The sequence below is a fragment of the Mycobacterium cajalii genome, assembly GCF_045809005.2.
Taxonomy (GTDB): domain Bacteria; phylum Actinomycetota; class Actinomycetes; order Mycobacteriales; family Mycobacteriaceae; genus Mycobacterium.
In genome coordinates, this window is sequence record NZ_CM141436.1 from 276,991 (window position 1) to 295,115 (window position 18,125).

Sequence of the window (18,125 nt, forward strand, 5' to 3'; positions counted from 1 at the left end):
GGGATGGCCGTCTTCACCGATGAAGATGAGGTTTACGCCTATCTGGGTGGGATTTTCCGGCGTGGGCTGGAAAAGGAAGGGTTGGCCGACAAGCTGGCGGCTTCGGGAGTGGTGTTGCGGGTTCACTACACCGACCCGGATGCGGTGGTGACGGTGGATATGCCTAACAAGGTCGTCGAAACCGGAGCGTCGAGTACGGCGGTGCCCAACGTTGAGTTGTTCATGTCGGCGGACATGGGAAACAGGTTCTGGTTGGGGAAGGTGAACTTGACGGTGGCGATGGCCAAGGGCACGGTGCGGGCCAAGGGTCCGGTGGCCAAGCTGATCAAGCTGATACCACAGGCCAAGAACTTGTTCCCGGAGTACCGGCTGATGCTGGAGGCCGCGCAGCGTCAGGACCTCATCGATGCGTGAGCGGCGCTGGACTGGTCTGCTGAGCGCGGTGGTGCCGCGGTGAAGTCGACGATGCAGGACGTTCAGTTGGGTGTCGCCGGGATCGTCGAGCATGCGGCGACGGTGCATGGCGAGCGGGAGGTGTTCAGCGCGCGCGGTCCCGGCACGATTTCTCGGGTGACCTACCGCGAGTTGGCGGTTCGGGCGGCCCGGCTGGCCAACGCGTTGCGTCAGGTCGGTGTGCGCGGTGACGAGCGGGTCGCCACGCTGCAGTGGAGCAATCAGGAGCACCTGGACAGTTACGCCGCGGTGCCGTCGATGGGTGCGGTGCTGCACACGTTGAACCTGCGGTTGCCGCCGCAGCAGTTGGCGTGGATCGCCAACGATGCCGACGACCGGGTCGTCATCGTCGACGACACGGTGCTGGGCGTGCTGGCGGCGGCGCTGCCGACGATGGCCTCGGTGCACACGGTGTTGGTCACCGGTGAGGGTGACCTGTCGCCTCTGGACGGTTGCGGGAGAACCGTGCTGCGCTACGAGGAGGTGGTGGCGGGCCAGCCGGAGACCTTCGACTGGCCCGGTGTTGACGAGCGCTCCGCCGCGGCGATGTGCTACACGAGCGGGACCACCGGTCACCCGAAAGGAGTGGTCTACAGCCATCGCTCGACGTGGCTGCATTCGCAGGCCGCCTGCACGGCGAACGCGTTGGGTATCGGCCATGACGACACGGTGCTGGCCATCGTGCCGATGTTTCACGCCAACGCCTGGGGGCTGCCCTATGCGGCGATGATGGCCGGCGCGCAACTGGTGTTGCCGGACCGCTTCTTGCAGGCCGCGCCGCTGGTGGAGATGATCGAGGCGACGCGCCCGACGATGTCGGGTGCGGTGCCGACCATTTGGACCGACATCCTGCACTACCTGCGCGACAATCCCGGCCATGACCTGAGTTCGCTGAAGTTGGTGGCGTGCGGGGGATCTGCGGTGCCGCGGTCGTTGATGAGCGCGTTTGACGAGTTGGGCATCCGGATCGTGCAGGCGTGGGGCATGACAGAAACGTCACCGCTGGCCTCGGTGGCCCTGCCGCGCCACACCGACCCCGCCGATACCGCGCAGCGACTGCGGGTGACACAGGGTCGGGTGGTGGCCGGCGTGCAAGCCCGCATCGTTGACGACACGGGCGCCGAACAACCCTGGGACGGTGAGTCGGTCGGGGAGATCCAGGTGCGCGGGCCGTGGATCACGGAACGCTACTACGGCCAGGACGTGGTCGCGGTCGCCGCCGACGGGTGGCTGCCAACCGGTGACGTCGGCACGATCTCCGAGGATGCGTTCATCACGTTGACCGACCGGGCCAAGGACGTGATCAAATCCGGCGGTGAATGGATTTCCTCGGTGGAACTGGAAAACGAATTGGCCGCTCACCCCGGGGTGCGCGCCGCGGCGGTCATCTCCGTGCCCGACCCCAAATGGCAGGAACGGCCGTTGGCGGTCATCGTGCGTCACGCCGGGCACACCGCGACAGCCGCGCAACTGGCGGACTTCCTGCGCGACCGGGTGGCCAAGTGGTGGCTGCCGGAGCGGTGGACGTTCGTCCCCGAGGTCCCGTTGACCTCGACCGGCAAGTTCGACAAGAAGACGCTCCGCCGGCAGCACGCGGACGGCGCGTTCGTCATCGAGACCCTCGGTTGATCTTGTCCCGTCGATAAACCAGGAGCACCCAGTGCAAGGAGTGAAACGGTGAAGACACGCGCAGCGATTCTGTGGGATCTGGGCCAGAAATGGGAGGTCGAGGAGGTTGAGCTGGATCCCCCCGGTCCCGACGAGGTGCTGGTCCGGCTGACCGCGACCGGGTTGTGTCATTCCGATGAACACCTGGTCACCGGCGACCTGCCGATACCGCTGCCGGTGGTGGGCGGACACGAAGGTGCCGGCACCGTGGCCGCGGTCGGGCCCGGCGTCGACGACGTCGACGAGGGCGATTCGGTCATTTTGACGTTCCTGCCCGCGTGCGGACGCTGCTCGTATTGTGCGCGCGGCATGGGCAACCTGTGCGAGATGGGTGCGGCGATCATGATGGGCCCCCAGATCGACGGCACCTACCGCTTCCACGCCCGCGGCCAGGGCATCGGTCAGATGTGTTTGTTGGGAACGTTTTCCGAGTACACCGTGGTGCCCAAAGCCTCACTGGTCAAAATCGACGCCGGAACCCCGCTGGACAAGGCAGCCTTGATCGGGTGCGGTGTCACGACGGGGTACGGGTCGGCGGTGCGCACCGGGGAGGTGCGCGCCGGGGACACCGTGGTCGTGGTGGGGGCGGGCGGTATCGGCATGAACGCCATCCAGGGCGCCCGCATCGCCGGAGCGTTGACGATCGTCGCGGTCGACCCGGTCGCGTTCAAACGCGAGCAAGCCGCCCGCTTCGGCGCGACGCACACCGCCGCCACGATCGATCAGGCGTGGGCGTTGGTCAGCGATCTGACCCGAGGCAAACTCGCCGACGTCTGCGTGTTGACCACCGACGTGGCCGAGGCGTCCTACATCGGCGAGGCGCTGTCATTGGTGGGCAAGCGGGGCCGGGTCGTGGTGACCGCGATCGGGCACCCCGACGACGCCTCGATGTCGGGATCGCTGCTGGAACTGACGTTGTACGAAAAGCAGATTCGCGGCGCGTTGTACGGGTCGTCCAACGCCGCCCACGACATCCCACGGCTGGTCGAACTCTACAACGCCGGGCAACTCAAACTCGACGAGCTGATCACCCGGGAATACAGCCTCGATCAGATCAACGAGGGATACGACGACATGAGATCAGGCCGCAACATCCGAGGCCTCATCAGGTTCTGATGACTGGCGCGACAGGGTTGGGTCAGACGTCTGTGCAGATACCGTACCGGCACCGGAGGGGTGGAGACTGCGGGTCGGGGGCGTTGCGTGATCTCACCGAGTGGGCTCGACTCGGTTGGGGGCCTGAAGTGCCAACCGAGGGTTTGGTGTTCGCTCTCGGCGGCGCCCTGGATTTTGTCTATGTGCGTTGCGCGCGGCTACGGCCCCAAGTCTATTTGGTGGGGCGCGGAGGCGGGCTGGAAGAGGACTACCTGACCCGTATCGGCGCCGGGTTCCGTGTGCGCTGCACTGACGACCCGGAAGTCGGCTGGGCGTGGGTGACCGGTGAAATCGACTCCGGCCGACCGGTCATGGTGTGGGCCGACATCGCCGAACTGCCCTACTGCCGCCGCACCGCTGCAGGATCGCTGTATCGCGGTCGCCGAACTGGCCGCGGGGCTTCCCGACGCCGAACACCGTCTGGCTGGCGCCCTGGACTGCGCCGCGCGATCGGTGACAACTCACCGAATACCACCATGTAGATGACGAAAGGCCCTCTGTGACGCACACATCGACCGAGCCCGATCCAAGCTTTCTGGACACCACGGAGTTCCTGGACTGGCGCCACGACAACGTTCAGCGCTTCACCCGGGCGGCGGTCGGCGACAGCCGCGATCCGGTGACGAGGGCTCAGCGCCTTTTCCTCGCCGTCCGCGACAACATCTGGTACGACCCCTACAGTGTCGATGACGATCCCGGCCACTACCGCGCCAGCTACGTCGCCACCGCTACCCGCGCCTACTGCGTCCCCAAGGCGGTCCTGCTCACCGCGGCGGCCCGCGCCGCGGGTATACCAGCCCGACTGGGTTTCGCCGACGTACGCAACCACCTACAAACGGCCACGCTGCGAGCCCGGATGGGCGGCACCGACCTGTTCGTCTACCACGGCTACAGCGAACTGTTCGTCAACGACCGCTGGGTCAAGGCGACACCGGCGTTCAACGCCGAACTATGCGCCCGATTCGGTGTGTCCCCAATCGACTTCGACGGCGAACACGACGCCCTCCTGCACGCCTTCGACAGCGAAGGCCACCAGCACATGGAATACCTTCATGACCGCGGCTGGTACCATGACCTGCCCTTCACCGAAATCATCACAGAACTCCGGCAACGTTACGGCCCGCTACTGCAAACCCACCCCACCGAGCGCGACGCCTTCGCAAAATAAGCTCTACCGGGGCGGCTCACACGTCGCGATAACCGCGAAATTTATTCGCTTACAGTGTCCGGCCGGATCGAACAATCGTGGCTGATCTCAGGTCCACGAGTTAGCCGTACCGGGCGGCGGGCGAGGCCGCGCGCTGATGCGGGTGGTTTGGCCAGGGCCTACGACGCGTGCTCATCGAACTTGCGGCGGTGCGCGGCGAGGAAGTCATCGGCGATGCGCTCACAGTCGTGACGATCGACCACCACCACCCGAGAACTAGGTTCGGGAATGGCAGCGCGTCGACGCTGAAGAATCTTGGGGCACAGAAAATGTCGTTCGCGCGGGAACCGTAGCCGGCTACGGCGAGGGGTGCGGCGTCCCGGTCAGGATGGTGTCGAGCGCGCTGGCGACGGTGAGGAATTCGACACCGCCGGCCAGGGTGCCCAGGCCCACATCGGCGGCGATGGGCTGGCCGATCGCGTTGGCGAGGCCCTGGAGCGGCTGGCCGTTGATCGCCTGCGTGATCCCGTTGAGGAACAGGTTGGCGTCGTAGGACGGCAGCGTGACGACCAGGGCCGTCGCGATGTCGGCGGTCGGCAGCAGCGTCGCGTAGGCGGTCGAGACGTCGGAGGCGAGGGCGTTGGCGAATCCGGTGTTGGCGTTCTCGAGGCCCGAGATGGCGCCGTCGAGCGCGGACGTCAGCGAGATGCCCGTCGGCACGGCCGGCGGTGCGCCGCCCAGGCTCGGCAGCGCCGGCGCCGACAGGCTCAGCGACGGCAGCCCCTGCGCGCTCAAATCGCTTCCGGCGGCCAGGATTCCCTGGTAGGCGCCGCTGAGCAGGTCGGGGCCCAGGGCCAGGGTGGCGTTGAGCGGCGGTAACACCCCGAACGGCGTGGTGACGTTGGCGTAGCCGGTCGAGTAGCCGTAGTTGGGGTCGCCGTAGCCCCAGTTGACCAGATACCTCAAATCCGGCTGCAGCAGGTCGGCCAGCGGGTTGCCGATGCCCGGGATCGCGCGCAGCGGTTCCAGCAACGGCAGGTTCTGGGTGGGGATCATGTAGTAGTGGGAGCCGCCGTCGTAGCCCGGCGACACCGGAAGGGTGATGGCCTGCGAGATCTGGCTCGCCGGGATCGTCAGGTACGTGCCGTGCACGAACGCGATGCCCGCGAAGGCGTTGAGATCGGCCAGGATGTCGATCGGGTACTGCGGGAAGTCGGCGAAGCCGTCGTATTCCAGCGTGTAGTTGTAGATCGAGTACCCGGTGTTCGAGGCCATTCCGCCATAGAAGGGGATGCCGAGACTGGGCAGGTCCAGGCCGGGGAAGCGGGCGAGCATGCCGCCGTTGGGGGTCATCTCGTTGCCGACGAGCACGAAGCTCACGTCGGACGTCGGCACATGGGCGGCAACGAGATTCGGCAGCTCCAGGGCGGCCAGGATGGCGCCCTGCGAGTAGCCGAAGACGGTGACGGGCTGGGTCGGCGCGTTGGGCCCGGTGAGCGCGTTGTTGAGGATCGTCAGGCCCCGGTCCACCGAGATGTTCAGGGTCAGGTCCTTGATCCCGGTGATCGGGTACAGGCCCTCGGGGGTGAACAGACCCTGGATGTTGCTCGCGGTGAAGTCGCGGGAGACGTAGTTGCCGTACGCGGTGGCGATGTACTTGGCGTCGGGGATCGGCACGCCGCTGGCGCCCAGGATGAGCGCGGTCTGCACCGGTGTCGTGCTGGTGGCCAGCGCCGTGGTGCCCGCCGCGCCGGATGCGCCGAGGGCAGTGGCCGCCGCGGATTCGGTTGCCGCGTAGGCGGTTGCGGCGCCGGTCAGCGCCCGGGCGAACTCGTCGTGGAAACTCTGCGCCTGCCGCAGCAGCGCCTGGTATTCCTGGGCGTACGCGCTGAACAGGTTCGCGGTGACCGCGGACACCTCGTCGGCGGCCGCGGCCTGCAGGCCGGTCGTCGCGCCCGCCGCGTCGGCGTTGGCCGCCCCGATCGCCGACCCGATCCCGGAGACGTCGGCGACCGCCGTCGCGATCGCCTGCGGCTGGGCGAAGACAAACGGCATCGGGTCACCCTATCTGCGGTCGGACGGCGTCAACGCGGTTTTGTTTGGCGCTCAAAGCTTTTCGGTGCGGGAACGGTCAGTAGGGGCCCGGGTTCGGCGTCCCGAGCAGGATCGTCTGCAGGGCATTCTCGAAGTTGATGAACTCGAAGCCGCCGGCCAGCGTGACCAGTCCGGTGTCGGCGGCGATCGGGTCGCCGATCGCGTTGACCAGGCCCATCGGGTTGCCGTTGATGGCTTGCGTGATCCCGTTGAGGAACAGGTTGAGGTCGTAGGACGGCAGCGACACCACCACGGCCGTGGCGATGTCGGCCGTCGGGAGCAGGGTGGCGTAGGCGGTGGAGATGTCGGTGGTGAAGCCCCCGACGATGGTGTTGTTGGCGTTCTCGATGCCGCCGATGAGGTTGGTGAGCGTGGTCGGGATGGACGCCACGGTGGGCAGCGCCAGCGCGGTTGTCCCCGACGACGCGCCGCCGGACAGCGCGCCCGCGATGCCCGGCACCGACAGGGTGGGCAGCGCCATGGCGGGCAGCGACGTGGGCAGCATGGCCGAGATGTCGGCCCCGAACGCGGCCGCGCCCTGCTGGGCGCCGCTGACCAGCAGCGGTCCCAGGGCGGTGGTCGCGCTCAGCGGCGGCAGGAACCCGAAGGGGGTCTGCACGTTGGCCAACCCGGTGGAGTAGCCGTACTCGGGGTTGCCGTAGCCCCAGTTGACCAGGTAGCGCAGGTCGGGCTGGACCAGGTCGGCCAGCGGGTTGCCGATCACGGGGATGGCGCGCAGCGGGTCCAGCAGCGGCAGGTTCTGGGTGGGGATCATGACGTAGTTGGTCAGGGCGCTGCCGCCGGGAGTGCCGAGCTGCGCCGACCCCGGCAGCAGGAACCCCGAGGCGATCTGCGAGGCCGACAGGGTCGGGTAGGTGCCGTGGATGAAGACGATGCCGGCCAGCGCGTTGAGGTCGGAGAAGATGTCGATCGGGTACTGCGGGAAGTCGGCGAAGCCGTCGTACTCCAGCGAGTAGATCGTGGTGTTGAACATGTCGCTGGGCGTCGAGTTGCCGAACGTGACCCCCAGGCTCGGCAGGCTCAGGCCGGGGAAGCGGGCGAACAGCCCGCCGTTGGGGGCGCTGGGGTCACCCAGCAGGGTGAAGTTGATCTGGCTGGACGTGTAGCCAAGGTTGTGCAGGATCGGCATCGCCATCGACGCGGCGATCGAGCTCTGCGAGTAGGTGAGCACGGAGATTGCGGAGCCGTTGCCGGGTGCGAACCCTGTGACACCGGTGATGGCGTTGTTCAGCTCGGTGACGTCGCGGGCCAGCGAGATGTTCAGCGTCAGGTCCTTGACCCCGGTGAACGGATACAGCCCCTCGGCGGTGGAGACGGCCTGGTTGACAAAGCCCGAAGGAAGCGTGAACTCGGTCAGGTAGCGGCTGGCGACATTGTTCATGTAAGTCAGCGACGGCGTCGCCGTGCCGCTGCCGGTCAGGATCAGCTGGGCGATGACGTTGGTCTGCGTCGGAGTGTACGGCGTGCCTGACGACGAGGCGGTGGGAGCCGCGGAGCTGAGGCCCAGCGTGCCGGCGATGCTCGCCTCGGCCTGGGTGTAGGCGTTGGAGGCCGCGTTCAGCGCCGCCACGAACTGGTCGTGGAACGTGCTCGCCTGCGCCATCATCGCCTGGTACTGCTGGCCGTAGGAACCGAAAAGCGCTGCGGTGGCCGCGGAAACCTCGTCCTCGGCCGCCGCAACCAGCCCGGTCGTCTGGGCCGCGGCCGCCGAGCGGGCCTGCTCGATCGCCGAACCGATTCCCGCCGCGTCGGACGCGGCCGTCGCCATCAACTGGGGCTGCACAAGCATGCTCGTCATCGGGCATTCCCTTCACGACCAGGATTCTTGAGTTGGCCAGCGCTTCAGCAGGCACGGTTATCTTAGAGCCGCGAGCGTCTCTTCGTGCGGCTTTTGCACACCCAATTTCCCGGCCGCTGCGCCGGCCGCGAGAACCGTTGCGGGGCCGGGCTTCCGGCGCCGGTCAGCCGAACAGCGCGGCGCGCAACCGGTCCACGTCGTCGGTGGTGATGCCCGCGTCGTGCAGGTACGCCTGCAGCGACCCGAACTCGCCGTCGATGGTCTGCCACGCGGCGGCCAGATACTCCTCCCGCACGCCCAGCACCCCGTCCGACAGCCGGGCCTCGGCGAAGGTCTCCACCTCCGGGGTGACCTCGGCCTCGGCGCGCTGGCGGATCATCTCGGAGATCTCGGCCCGCAGCTGGGGGACGGCGTCGTTGCTGCGCAGGAAATCCGCGACGATGACGTCGCGGTCGACGCCGACCGCCGCCAGCACCGTCGCCACCACGAAACCGGTGCGGTCCTTGCCCGCGAAGCAATGCGTGAGGACCGGGCGGCCGGCGGCCAGCAGCGTGACGACCCGGTGCACCGCGCGCTGCGCCCCGTTGCGCGTGGGGAACTGCCGGTATTCGTCGATCATGTAGCGGGCCGCGGCCTCCTCGACCGACAGGCCCTCCTCGCGCTGGAGCAGTTGCCGGAACGCGTGCTCGTGCGGCGCCTGCCCTTCGTCGCCGTTGGCGGGGTCGTCGTCGGCGAGATCGGGCACCGGCAGCAGGTGGATATCGACGCCGTCGGGCACCCGCCCCGGGCCGCGGCGGGCGACCTCGCGCGCCGACCGCAGGTCGGCGACGTCGGTGACCCCCAGTCGGCGCATCGTGGCGCGCCCCGCGTCGTCGAGGCGGCTCAGCTCACCGGAGCGGAACAGGCGCCCGGGCCGCAGCGCCGACACGGCGTCGGAGACGTCGCGAAAGTTCCACGCCCCCGACAGTTCCCGGGGCGCCTCAGCCACGCGACGTGACCGCCGCGGCCAGCGGGGACTTGGCCGCGCCGAGTTCGGCGCGCGCGATGGTCCGCATGTGCACCTCGTCGGGCCCGTCGAAGAGGCGCATGGCGCGGTGCCAGCCGTACGACCGGGCCAGCACGGTGTCCTCGCTGACGCCGGCGGCGCCGTGCACCTGGATGGCGCGGTCGATGACGTTGCAGGCCACCTGCGGCGCCACCGCCTTGATCTGGGAGACCAGCGTGTGCGCGGCCTTGTTGCCGTGCTGGTCGATGGTCCACGCCGCCTGATGGCACAACAGCCGGGCCTGGTCGATCTCGTTGCGGGACTTGGCGATTGCCTCGCGCACCACGCCCTGCTCGGCCAGCGGGCGGCCAAACGCCACCCGGTTCTGTACCCGGTCGACCATGAGGGCCAGCGCCCGTTCGGCGCCGCCGAGCGCGCGCATGCAGTGGTGGATGCGGCCCGGACCCAGCCGGGCCTGGGCGATCGCGAAGCCGCCGCCCTCCTCGCCGAGCAGGTTGGTGACCGGCACGCGCACGTTGTCGTAGACGATCTCGCAGTGCCCGGGCTGGTCCTGATAACCGAACACCGTCGTTGAGCGGACCACCGTCACACCCGGGGTGTCGATCGGCACCAGGACCATCGACTGCTGCTGGTGGCTCGCCGCGTCAGGGTTGGTGCGGCCCATGACGATGAGGATCTTGCAGCGCGGGTCCGAGGCCCCCGACGTCCACCACTTGCGGCCGTTGATGACGTAGTCGCCGCCGTCGCGCACGATGGAGGTCTCGATGTTGCGGGCGTCGCTGCTGGCGACCGCCGGCTCGGTCATCGAGAAGGCGCTGCGGATCTCGCCGGCCAGCAGCGGCTCCAGCCACTGCCGGCGCTGCTCCTCGGTGGCGAACAGGTGCAGCGTCTCCATGTTGCCGGTGTCGGGTGCCGCGCAGTTGAGCGCCTCGGGCGCGAGTTCCAGGCTCCAGCCGGTGAGCTCGGCCAGCGGCGCGTACTCCAGGTTGGTCAGGCCCGACTCGGCCGGCAGGAACAGGTTCCACAGGCCGCGCTCCTTGGCCTTGGCCTTCAGTTCCTCGACGACCGGCGGGACGGTGTGGTCGTCGGGGCCGGCCTGGAGGCGGTATTCGTCGTAGGCGGCCTCGGCTTCGAAGACATGCTCGGTCATGAACTCGGTCAACCGCTGGTGGTAGTCGCTTGCTTTGGCCGACATCGCGAAGTCCATGCCCGTCACGATAGGGCACCTCACATTCGGCGGCGCGAGCAGACGCGGACTCGCATTCAACAGCGCAGATCCATGCGATGGTGTGTCTGCTCGCGGTGGAAAATGTGTGCCATGACCGAGACGCTGCCTCCCTTCCCCCCGTTCACCCGCGAGACCGCGATGCGGAAGGTGCAGGCCGCCGAGGACGCCTGGAACACCTGCGACCCCGAGCGCGTCAGCCGCGCCTACACGCCGGACTCGCGGTGGCGCAACCGCGGCGAGTACGTCGTCGGCCGCGCCGACATCGTGGCGCTCCTGACGCGCAAGTGGCAGCGCGAACTCGACTACTCGCTGCGCAAGAGCCTGTGGGACTTCCACGACAACCGCATCGCCGTGCGGTTCCAGTACGAATGCCGCAACCGCGACGGCCGGTGGTACCGCAGCTACGGCAACGAACTGTGGGAATTCGCCCCGTCGGGGCTGATGGGGCGGCGCGAGGCCAGCATCAACGACGTGCCGATCGACGAGTCCGAGCGGCGCTGGTTCGGGCCGCGCCCGGCCGCCGAACACGGCCAGGACATCCCCATGTGGTGACGGTGCGGCTGTTGGTCACGCGTTGTCGCAACACAACGCCGTCTTGTGGCCCCACAACACAGCGACAGCTACCGAATCGCCGCCCGGTGGCGAAGCATCGACCGGGACAGCCGATCGGTTGCCGGGTTGGTCTGCCCGGCTGATCAGGGGTCGGTGGTGAATGCGGCGCGCGTTATGGTAGCCAAGCGCGCGGCCGAGCCGGCGCCATATCCATCGGTGGAACCATCCACCGGCAGAAAGCACGGGAAAGTAGATGTACGCGTCATGACAGATTCGCAGGCAGCGCCCGTCACGGTCGGTGTGGTCGCCGAGTCCGGGGCCGGCGAGCGCAGGGTCGCGCTGGTCCCCAAGGCGGTCGCACCCCTGGTGAAAAGCGGTGTCAACGTCGTCGTCGAATCCGGCGCCGGCGAGAAGGCGCTGCTGCCCGACGCCCTCTACACCGAGGCCGGGGCGAGCATCGGCGACGCGTGGGGCGCCGACGTCGTGGTCAAGGTCGCCCCGCCGACCGCCGCCGAGGTCGCCAAGCTGCGCGCCGGCCAGACGCTGATCGGCTTCCTGGCGCCCCGCAACGCCGACAACGCGATCGGCGCGCTGAAGAGCGCCGGGGTGCACGCCTACGCGCTCGAGGCCATCCCGCGCATCTCGCGCGCCCAGGCGATGGACGCGCTGTCCTCGCAGGCCAACGTGTCCGGCTACAAGGCCGTGCTGGTCGCGGCCTGGGAGTCGACCCGGTTCTTCCCGATGCTGACCACGGCGGCGGGCACCGTGAAGCCGGCCACCGTGCTGGTGCTCGGCGTCGGCGTGGCCGGGCTGCAGGCCCTGGCGACCGCCAAGCGCCTGGGTGCGCGCACCACCGGATACGACGTGCGGCCCGAGGTGGCCGACCAGGTGCGCTCGGTGGGCGCCCGGTGGCTCGAGCTGGGCATCGACGCGGCGGGCGAGGGCGGCTACGCCCGCGAGCTCACCGAGGAGGAGCGCGCCCAGCAGCAGAAGGCCCTCGAAGAGGCCATCACCGGCTTCGACGTGGTGATCACCACCGCCCTGGTCCCGGGCCGGCCCGCACCGCGGCTGGTGACCGCCGCGGCCGTGCAGGGCATGAAGCCGGGCAGCGTCGTGGTGGACCTGGCCGGCGAGACCGGCGGCAACTGCGAGCTGACCGAACCCGGCCAGACCGTCGTCAAGCACGACGTCACCATCGCCGCGCCGCTGAACCTGCCGGCCACGATGCCCGAGCACGCCAGCGAGCTGTACAGCAAGAACATCACCGCACTGCTGGACCTGCTGGTCAAAGACGGCAAGCTGGCCCCGGACTTCGACGACGAAATCGTCGCGGCGGCGTGCGTGACCCGCACCGGAGAGGACTCCTGATGTACGACGAGCTGTTGCAGAACCTGGCGATCCTGGTGTTGTCCGGGTTCGTCGGGTTCGCGGTGATCTCCAAGGTCCCCAACACGCTGCACACCCCGCTGATGTCGGGGACCAACGCCATCCACGGGATCGTGGTCCTGGGGGCGCTGGTGGTGTTCGGCAAGGTCGAGCACCCGTCGATCGCCCTGCAGATCATCCTGTTCGTGGCGGTGGTGTTCGGGACGCTGAACGTCATCGGCGGCTTCATCGTCACCGACCGGATGCTGGGCATGTTCAAGGGCAAGAAGAAGCCCGCCAAAATTGAGGAGCCTGCGGGCAAATGAACTACCTGATCACCGTCCTCTACATCATCGCGTTCTCGCTGTTCATCTATGGCTTGATGGGCCTGACCGGCCCCAAGACCGCGGTGCGCGGCAACCTGATCGCCGCGGTCGGCATGACCCTGGCGGTGGCGGCGACGCTGGTCATGATCCGCGACACCACCCAGTGGCCGCTGATCATCGCCGGCCTGGTCGTCGGTGTGGTGCTCGGCGTGCCGCCGGCGCGGCTGACCAAGATGACCGCGATGCCGCAGCTGGTGGCGTTCTTCAACGGCGTCGGCGGTGGCACCGTCGCGCTGATCGCGCTGTCGGAGTTCATGGAGACCAGCGGCTTCTCGGCGTTCCAGCACGGTGAGTCGCCGACCGTGCACATCGTGGTGGCCTCGCTGTTCGCCGCGATCATCGGCTCGATCTCGTTCTGGGGCTCGATCATCGCGTTCGGCAAGCTGCAGGAGATCATCTCCGGCAAGCCGATCGGCTTCGGCCGGATCCAGCAGCCGATCAACCTGCTGCTGCTGACCGCGGCCGTGGCCGCCGCGGTGGTCATCGGCCTGCACGCCCATCCCGGCAGCGGCGGTGTGTCGCTGTGGTGGATGATCGGCCTGCTGGCCGCCGCCGGGGTGCTGGGCCTGATGGTGGTGCTGCCCATCGGTGGCGCCGACATGCCGGTGGTCATCTCCCTGCTGAACGCGATGACCGGCCTGTCGGCCGCCGCGGCGGGGCTGGCGCTGAACAACACCGCGATGATCGTGGCCGGCATGATCGTCGGCGCGTCCGGTTCGATCCTGACCAACCTGATGGCCAAGGCGATGAACCGCTCCATTCCCGCGATCGTGGCGGGCGGGTTCGGCGGTGGCGGCGTGGCCCCCGGCGGCGGCGACGCCGGCGACAAGGTCGTCAAGGCCACCTCGGCCGCCGACGCGGCGATCCAGATGGCCTACGCCAACCAGGTGATCGTGGTGCCGGGCTACGGCCTGGCCGTGGCGCAGGCCCAGCACGCGGTCAAGGACATGGCGGCGCTGCTGGAAGACAAGGGTGTGACGGTCAAGTACGCCATCCACCCGGTGGCCGGTCGCATGCCCGGCCACATGAACGTGCTGCTGGCCGAGGCCGAGGTCGACTACGACGCGATGAAGGACATGGACGACATCAACGACGAGTTCGCCCGCACCGACGTCGCGATCGTCATCGGCGCCAACGACGTCACCAACCCGGCGGCCCGCAACGAGAAGTCCAGCCCGATCTACGGCATGCCGATCCTCAACGTCGACAAGGCCAAGTCGGTGATCGTGCTGAAGCGGTCGATGAACTCCGGTTTCGCGGGCATCGACAACCCGCTGTTCTACGGCGAGGGAACGACCATGCTGTTCGGCGACGCGAAGAAGTCGGTGACCGAGGTCGCCGAGGAACTCAAGGCGCTGTAAGCGGTCTGCTAGACGGGCGGGTAGGCCGGCGGCGGGTAGCCGTTGCCGTCGACGACCCCGCGCAGACCCCACGGCACATAGCGCAGGAAGAACTCGATCTCGTCGCTCGCGTCGTAGTCCGGGCTCGGATCCATTGGGCCACCCCTGTAGTCGGTAACGACTGGTTCGGCGTTAAGTCTAGTCCCATCCACCTCGGCGCAACACCCGCCTAAACTGTCCAACCAGTTGATTGACAGCTAGCCTGGTCCGGGGTCGCGCCCGGCCCCGGCAATGGACGATAGCGAGTGCAGATGCCATCCGAGACCGGGGTTTCCCGCCGCGAGGAATTACTGGCCGTTGCCACCAAGCTGTTCGCCGCCCGCGGCTATCACGGCACCCGGATGGACGACGTGGCCGACGTGATCGGCCTGAACAAGGCGACCGTCTACCACTATTACGCCAGCAAGTCGCTGATCCTGTTCGACATCTACCGCCAGGCCGCCGAGGGCACGCTGGCCGCCGTCCACGACGACCCGTCGTGGACGGCGCGTGAGGCGTTCTACCAGTACACCGTGCGGCTGCTCGGCGGGATCGCCGACAACCCCGAGCGCGCCGCCGTCTACTTCCAGGAAGCGCCCTACATCGCCGAGTGGTTCACCGCCGAGCAGGTCGCCGAGGTGCGCGAGAAGGAAGCCCAGGTCTACGAGCACGTGCACGGCCTCATCGACCGCGGGATCGCCAGCGGCGAGTTCTACGAGTGCGACTCACACGTGGTCGCGCTGGGCTACATCGGCATGACGCTGGGCAGCTATCGCTGGCTGCGGCCCAGCGGGCGGCGCAGCGCCAAGGAGATCGCCGCCGAGTTCAGCACCGCGCTGCTGCGGGGGCTGATCCGTGACGAGACGATCCGCCAGACGTCGCCGCTGGGGCCGTAGGGGCGCTAGCAGTACGGCCCGGGCGGGATCAGCCGGAAGATCGAGCCGAGGGCCCCGCTGAGCAGGGACAGCCCGGTCACGCTGGGTTGTCCGAGGTTCAGCGAGAGGCCCGGGTCCGCGGACGGAAGGTACGGGTAGGCGTCCGGCAGGCACGACGGCGGCAGCAGGCCGACGTCGACCAGGGCGGCCTGGGGGCCCTGCACGGCTCCGATGGCCAGATCGGCGCCGACGGTGAACGGGTCGATGACCTGGAACAGCCGCGCCGGGGTGGGGACGTTCGCGTAGTCGCCGCCCGGCCCGTAGTTGCCGTAGCCGAGGTCGACGAGCACCCGCAGGTCGGGCTGGACCAGGTCGGCGATCGGGGGGCCCACGAACGGGATGCCGCGGATCGGGGCCAGCAGCGGCAAGTGCTGGGTCAGCACCATGTAGTAGTGGGTGTCGCCCGTGTAACCGGGAGACACCGGCAACGGTTGGGCGGTCGCGATCTGGGTGGGCGTGAAACCCGCGTAGTCGTGCGCGTAGAGGTCGCCCATGAACGCGTTGAGGTCGGTCAGGAAGTTGAACGGGTATTGCGGGGCGTCGGCGATGCCGTCGTACTGGGACGTGTAGATGCTGGTCGGGAACGGCGAGTTCGGCGGGGTCGCCCCGTTGAAAGACATATCGAGGAACGGCAGGTAGAAGCCCGGGAAGCGCTCGAGTAGACCCCCGTCGGGGTTGTTGGGATCGGCGGTCAGCACGAAGGACAACCGGCTCGGGTCGGGGCGCAGCGCGGCCGGCAGCGCCGCCAGCGCACGGATCTCGTCGGTGGCGACCGCGGCGCTCTGCGAGTAGCCGAAGACGACGACGTCGTTTCCCGCGCCGAGTTGCGCGCGGATCGCGCTGTCCAGCAGCGGGACGCCCGCGGCGACGGACTGGCCGATCTTGAGGTCGCCGAGGCCAAAGGTGAACGGCCAGAACTGTTCGGGGGTGAACAGGCCCTGCGGGATCGCGCCGGGGAACAGGGTCTGGATGTAGGACGTGTTGACGGACCCGATGTAGCCGGGCGCCGGTGCGGAGTTGCCCGTCCCACCCATGATCAGCGCGGTGAGCGGGGGCGCGGCCGCCGAGCCGATCGGCGTCTGACCCGACAGCAGCGCCGCGTTGGCCGCCTCCGCGTGCGCGTAGGCGTTGCCCGCGGCGGCCAGCGCCCGGGTGAACTCGGCGTGAAACGCCGCGGCCTCCTCGACGGCCCGCCGGTACGCCCGCCCGTACGCGCCGAACACGGCAGCGACAGCGGCCGACACCTCGTCGCGGCCCGCCGCGACCACGCCGGAGGTTGATCCCGCCGCGGCCGCCTGCGCCGCGCCGATCGACGCGTCGACCGCCTCGAGGTCCGCGGCCGCCGTCGTCATCAACTGCGGGGACGTGAGCACGTACGACATCCCGCGCCCCCTCGATGACGACGACTCCTACGCGGCCATCGTGACCGCGGGGACAGGGCGGTGAGAAGGGTAGAAAGTCCCGCGGCCGATCAGAGCTGGGGCAGGTCGGTCACGGGCGGGATCAGGTGCAAGACGGGCCCGACGGCCCCGGTCAGCGTCGACAGCAGCGTCGTACTCGGCTGGCCGAGGAAGACGTTGAGGTGCGGACTGAGCGCCGGCGCGTACGGGTAGGCGGTCGGCAGCGCGGACGGGGGCAGGTAGCCCAGGTCCACCATCGCCGCCTGCACCCCCTGCACGGCGCCGGTGCCCAGGTCCGGGATGACGGTGAACGGGTTGGGGATTTCGAACAACCCGGCCGGGGTCGGGACGTTCGCGTAGTTGCCGTCGGGGCCGTAGTCGGCGTAGCCCAGGTCGACCAGCACCCGCAGATCGGGCTGGACCAGGTCGGCCAACGCATTGCCCACGTAGGGGACGTAGTCGCGGATCGGTTGCACCAGCGGCAGGTTCTGGGTCAGGACCATGTAGTAGTCGGTGTTGCCGCCCGACGTCGGCAACGGCACGGCATTGGCGACCTGGCTGGCCGTCAGCAATGGGTAGTGGGAGTGCAGGGACAGGCCCATGATGGCGTTGAGGTCCGACACCAGGTTCAGCGGGTACTGCGGGAAGTCGGCGATGCCGTCGTATTGGATCGTGTAAATCGAAGTGTGCCAAGGGGATTGGGGGGTGGCTCCGTTGAACGGCACGTCGAGCAGCGGAACGTAGAAGCCGGTGAACCGCTCCAGGATGCCGCCGACGGGATTGTTGGGGTCGCCGAGCAGCAAAAACGCGAGCTGGCTCGCGCTGGGTTGCGCCGCGGTGGGCAGGGCCAGCAGCGCGTTGATCTCGTTGGTGGCGATCGTGGCACTCTCGGAGTAGCCGAGCACCAGTGCGTTGTTGCCCAGCGCGATCTGGTTGTTGATCGCGGTGTTGAGCAGGCTGACCCCCTGGGTGACGGACTGGCCGAACGTGAGGGTGTTGCCGAGTTCGGGGGTGATCGGCCAGAACTGCTCGGGGGTGAACACGCCCAGCGGATTGGCCCCGCTGATCAGCGGCTGGATGTAGGCGGTGTTGACCTCGTCGATGTAGTACTGCACCGGGCCCGGGTTGTGCGCGCCGCCCATGATCAGCGCCGTCACCGGCAACGACGGCAGCGTGGACGCGAAGCTCACGGCCCCCGTGGGCGCGGTGGCGACCGCGGACTGGCCCAGCAGGCTCGCCCCGGCGGCCTCGGCCTGGGCGTAGGAGTTGCCGGCGGCGGCCAGCGCCTGGGCGAACCGGTTGTGGAAGTCCGCCGCCTGCGCCAGCAGGGCCTGGTTCTGCTCGGCGTAGGCGCCGAACAGCCTGGCGACCGCCGCCGACACCTCGTCCTCGGCCGCCGCGACCAGGCCGGTCGTCGGGCCGGACGCGTCGGCGCCGGCCGCGTCGATCGCCGCACCGATGCGCTGCACGTCCGCGGTCGCCGACGCGAGCGCGTCGGGCGCGGTTGTCAAATACGACATGTTCCCCGTCAATCCCCC

Annotated in this window: 17 protein-coding genes and 1 pseudogene; 11 read left to right on the plus strand and 7 right to left on the minus strand. The window is 68.6% G+C overall.

Annotated features, from left to right (window positions below):
• The first annotated feature begins 3 nt into the window (after positions 1-3).
• From ACJ512_RS01380 to ACJ512_RS01405, 6 genes and pseudogenes are all read left to right on the plus strand, one after another.
• The gene (locus ACJ512_RS01380) at positions 4-414 is read left to right on the plus strand and encodes a sterol carrier protein (RefSeq protein WP_407684922.1); all 411 of its coding nucleotides are present in this window, start codon (positions 4-6) and stop codon (positions 412-414) included.
• 51 nt (positions 415-465) lie between these two features.
• On the plus strand, positions 466-2,082 hold the full coding sequence (locus ACJ512_RS01385) for a long-chain fatty acid--CoA ligase (RefSeq protein ID WP_407685000.1): 1,617 nt from the start codon (positions 466-468) through the stop codon (positions 2,080-2,082).
• A gap of 48 nt (positions 2,083-2,130) precedes the next feature.
• A complete protein-coding gene (locus tag ACJ512_RS01390; RefSeq protein WP_407684921.1) occupies positions 2,131-3,237 on the plus strand; it encodes an NDMA-dependent alcohol dehydrogenase in 1,107 nt (368 codons plus the stop codon).
• A pseudogene (locus ACJ512_RS01395) lies at positions 3,237-3,626 on the plus strand (BtrH N-terminal domain-containing protein); the annotation flags it as partial. The gene ACJ512_RS01390 and the pseudogene ACJ512_RS01395, both read left to right, overlap by 1 nt.
• Positions 3,627-3,775: 149 nt before the next feature.
• Complete coding sequence (locus ACJ512_RS01400; RefSeq protein WP_407684920.1) at positions 3,776-4,444, plus strand: transglutaminase-like domain-containing protein; 669 nt, start codon at positions 3,776-3,778, stop codon at positions 4,442-4,444.
• A 167-nt stretch (positions 4,445-4,611) separates the two neighbouring features.
• Positions 4,612-4,776 (plus strand): hypothetical protein, encoded by a 165-nt coding sequence (locus ACJ512_RS01405; RefSeq protein WP_407684919.1) that lies wholly within the window; start codon positions 4,612-4,614, stop codon positions 4,774-4,776.
• Positions 4,777-4,780: 4 nt separating this feature from the next.
• Here ACJ512_RS01405 and ACJ512_RS01410 read toward each other — a convergent pair whose 3' ends face one another.
• The 4 genes from ACJ512_RS01410 to ACJ512_RS01425 all read right to left on the minus strand — a co-directional run bounded on the left by ACJ512_RS01410 (position 4,781) and on the right by ACJ512_RS01425 (position 10,537).
• Positions 4,781-6,478, minus strand: coding sequence for a PE family protein (locus tag ACJ512_RS01410; protein ID WP_407684918.1), 1,698 nt, complete (start codon positions 6,476-6,478; stop codon positions 4,781-4,783).
• Between the two features lie 76 nt (positions 6,479-6,554).
• Positions 6,555-8,336 (minus strand): PE-PPE domain-containing protein, encoded by a 1,782-nt coding sequence (locus ACJ512_RS01415; RefSeq protein WP_407684917.1) that lies wholly within the window; start codon positions 8,334-8,336, stop codon positions 6,555-6,557.
• Positions 8,337-8,499: 163 nt separating this feature from the next.
• Positions 8,500-9,324: a tyrosine-protein phosphatase gene (locus ACJ512_RS01420; RefSeq protein WP_407684916.1), complete on the minus strand. Its 825-nt coding sequence runs from the start codon at positions 9,322-9,324 to the stop codon at positions 8,500-8,502.
• Positions 9,317-10,537, minus strand: coding sequence for an acyl-CoA dehydrogenase family protein (locus ACJ512_RS01425; RefSeq protein WP_407684999.1), 1,221 nt, complete (start codon positions 10,535-10,537; stop codon positions 9,317-9,319). The genes ACJ512_RS01420 and ACJ512_RS01425 overlap by 8 nt, the downstream gene beginning before the upstream one ends.
• Positions 10,538-10,660: 123 nt before the next feature.
• Here ACJ512_RS01425 and ACJ512_RS01430 point away from each other — a divergent pair, with 123 nt between their 5' ends.
• The 4 genes from ACJ512_RS01430 (at position 10,661) to ACJ512_RS01445 (ending at position 14,234) form a co-directional block, all read left to right on the plus strand.
• On the plus strand, positions 10,661-11,122 hold the full coding sequence (locus ACJ512_RS01430; RefSeq protein WP_407684915.1) for a DUF1348 family protein: 462 nt from the start codon (positions 10,661-10,663) through the stop codon (positions 11,120-11,122).
• A 264-nt stretch (positions 11,123-11,386) separates the two neighbouring features.
• Positions 11,387-12,490, plus strand: a complete 1,104-nt coding sequence (locus ACJ512_RS01435) for a Re/Si-specific NAD(P)(+) transhydrogenase subunit alpha (RefSeq protein ID WP_407684914.1) — start codon at positions 11,387-11,389, stop codon at positions 12,488-12,490.
• The gene (locus ACJ512_RS01440; RefSeq protein ID WP_407684913.1) at positions 12,490-12,813 is read left to right on the plus strand and encodes an NAD(P) transhydrogenase subunit alpha part 2; all 324 of its coding nucleotides are present in this window, start codon (positions 12,490-12,492) and stop codon (positions 12,811-12,813) included. The genes ACJ512_RS01435 and ACJ512_RS01440 overlap by 1 nt, the downstream gene beginning before the upstream one ends.
• Positions 12,810-14,234: an NAD(P)(+) transhydrogenase (Re/Si-specific) subunit beta gene (locus ACJ512_RS01445; protein WP_407684912.1), complete on the plus strand. Its 1,425-nt coding sequence runs from the start codon at positions 12,810-12,812 to the stop codon at positions 14,232-14,234. The genes ACJ512_RS01440 and ACJ512_RS01445 overlap by 4 nt, the downstream gene beginning before the upstream one ends.
• A gap of 8 nt (positions 14,235-14,242) precedes the next feature.
• Here the strand turns inward: ACJ512_RS01445 and ACJ512_RS01450 are convergent, their stop codons facing one another.
• On the minus strand, positions 14,243-14,368 hold the full coding sequence (locus ACJ512_RS01450; protein ID WP_090350544.1) for a hypothetical protein: 126 nt from the start codon (positions 14,366-14,368) through the stop codon (positions 14,243-14,245).
• A 156-nt stretch (positions 14,369-14,524) separates the two neighbouring features.
• On the opposite strand from ACJ512_RS01450, the gene ACJ512_RS01455 reads away from it, so the two are divergent.
• Positions 14,525-15,148 carry a TetR/AcrR family transcriptional regulator gene (locus ACJ512_RS01455; RefSeq protein WP_407684911.1) on the plus strand — a complete coding sequence of 208 codons (624 nt, stop codon included), beginning with the start codon at positions 14,525-14,527 and terminating at the stop codon, positions 15,146-15,148.
• A 5-nt stretch (positions 15,149-15,153) separates the two neighbouring features.
• Here ACJ512_RS01455 and ACJ512_RS01460 read toward each other — a convergent pair whose 3' ends face one another.
• Entirely contained in the window at positions 15,154-16,569 is a 1,416-nt protein-coding gene (locus ACJ512_RS01460) for a PE family protein (RefSeq protein WP_407684910.1), read from the minus strand.
• Positions 16,570-16,658: 89 nt separating this feature from the next.
• Complete coding sequence (locus ACJ512_RS01465) at positions 16,659-18,107, minus strand: PE family protein (protein ID WP_407684909.1); 1,449 nt, start codon at positions 18,105-18,107, stop codon at positions 16,659-16,661.
• Between the last annotated feature and the right edge of the window lie 18 nt (positions 18,108-18,125).

Bases quoted from the DNA above. Each gene is read 5' to 3' on its own strand.
- ACJ512_RS01380 (WP_407684922.1), top strand. From the start codon at position 4: ATGGCCGTCTTCACCGATGAAGATGAGGTTTACGCCTATCTGGGTGGG.
- ACJ512_RS01385 (WP_407685000.1), top strand. From the start codon at position 466: ATGCAGGACGTTCAGTTGGGTGTCGCCGGGATCGTCGAGCATGCGGCG.
- ACJ512_RS01410 (WP_407684918.1), bottom strand. From the start codon at position 6,478: ATGCCGTTTGTCTTCGCCCAGCCGCAGGCGATCGCGACGGCGGTCGCC.
- ACJ512_RS01415 (WP_407684917.1), bottom strand. From the start codon at position 8,336: ATGACGAGCATGCTTGTGCAGCCCCAGTTGATGGCGACGGCCGCGTCC.
- ACJ512_RS01425 (WP_407684999.1), bottom strand. From the start codon at position 10,537: ATGTCGGCCAAAGCAAGCGACTACCACCAGCGGTTGACCGAGTTCATG.
- ACJ512_RS01430 (WP_407684915.1), top strand. From the start codon at position 10,661: ATGACCGAGACGCTGCCTCCCTTCCCCCCGTTCACCCGCGAGACCGCG.
- ACJ512_RS01435 (WP_407684914.1), top strand. From the start codon at position 11,387: ATGACAGATTCGCAGGCAGCGCCCGTCACGGTCGGTGTGGTCGCCGAG.
- ACJ512_RS01440 (WP_407684913.1), top strand. From the start codon at position 12,490: ATGTACGACGAGCTGTTGCAGAACCTGGCGATCCTGGTGTTGTCCGGG.
- ACJ512_RS01445 (WP_407684912.1), top strand. From the start codon at position 12,810: ATGAACTACCTGATCACCGTCCTCTACATCATCGCGTTCTCGCTGTTC.
- ACJ512_RS01450 (WP_090350544.1), bottom strand. From the start codon at position 14,368: ATGGATCCGAGCCCGGACTACGACGCGAGCGACGAGATCGAGTTCTTC.
- ACJ512_RS01455 (WP_407684911.1), top strand. From the start codon at position 14,525: ATGCCATCCGAGACCGGGGTTTCCCGCCGCGAGGAATTACTGGCCGTT.
- ACJ512_RS01460 (WP_407684910.1), bottom strand. From the start codon at position 16,569: ATGTCGTACGTGCTCACGTCCCCGCAGTTGATGACGACGGCGGCCGCG.
- ACJ512_RS01465 (WP_407684909.1), bottom strand. From the start codon at position 18,107: ATGTCGTATTTGACAACCGCGCCCGACGCGCTCGCGTCGGCGACCGCG.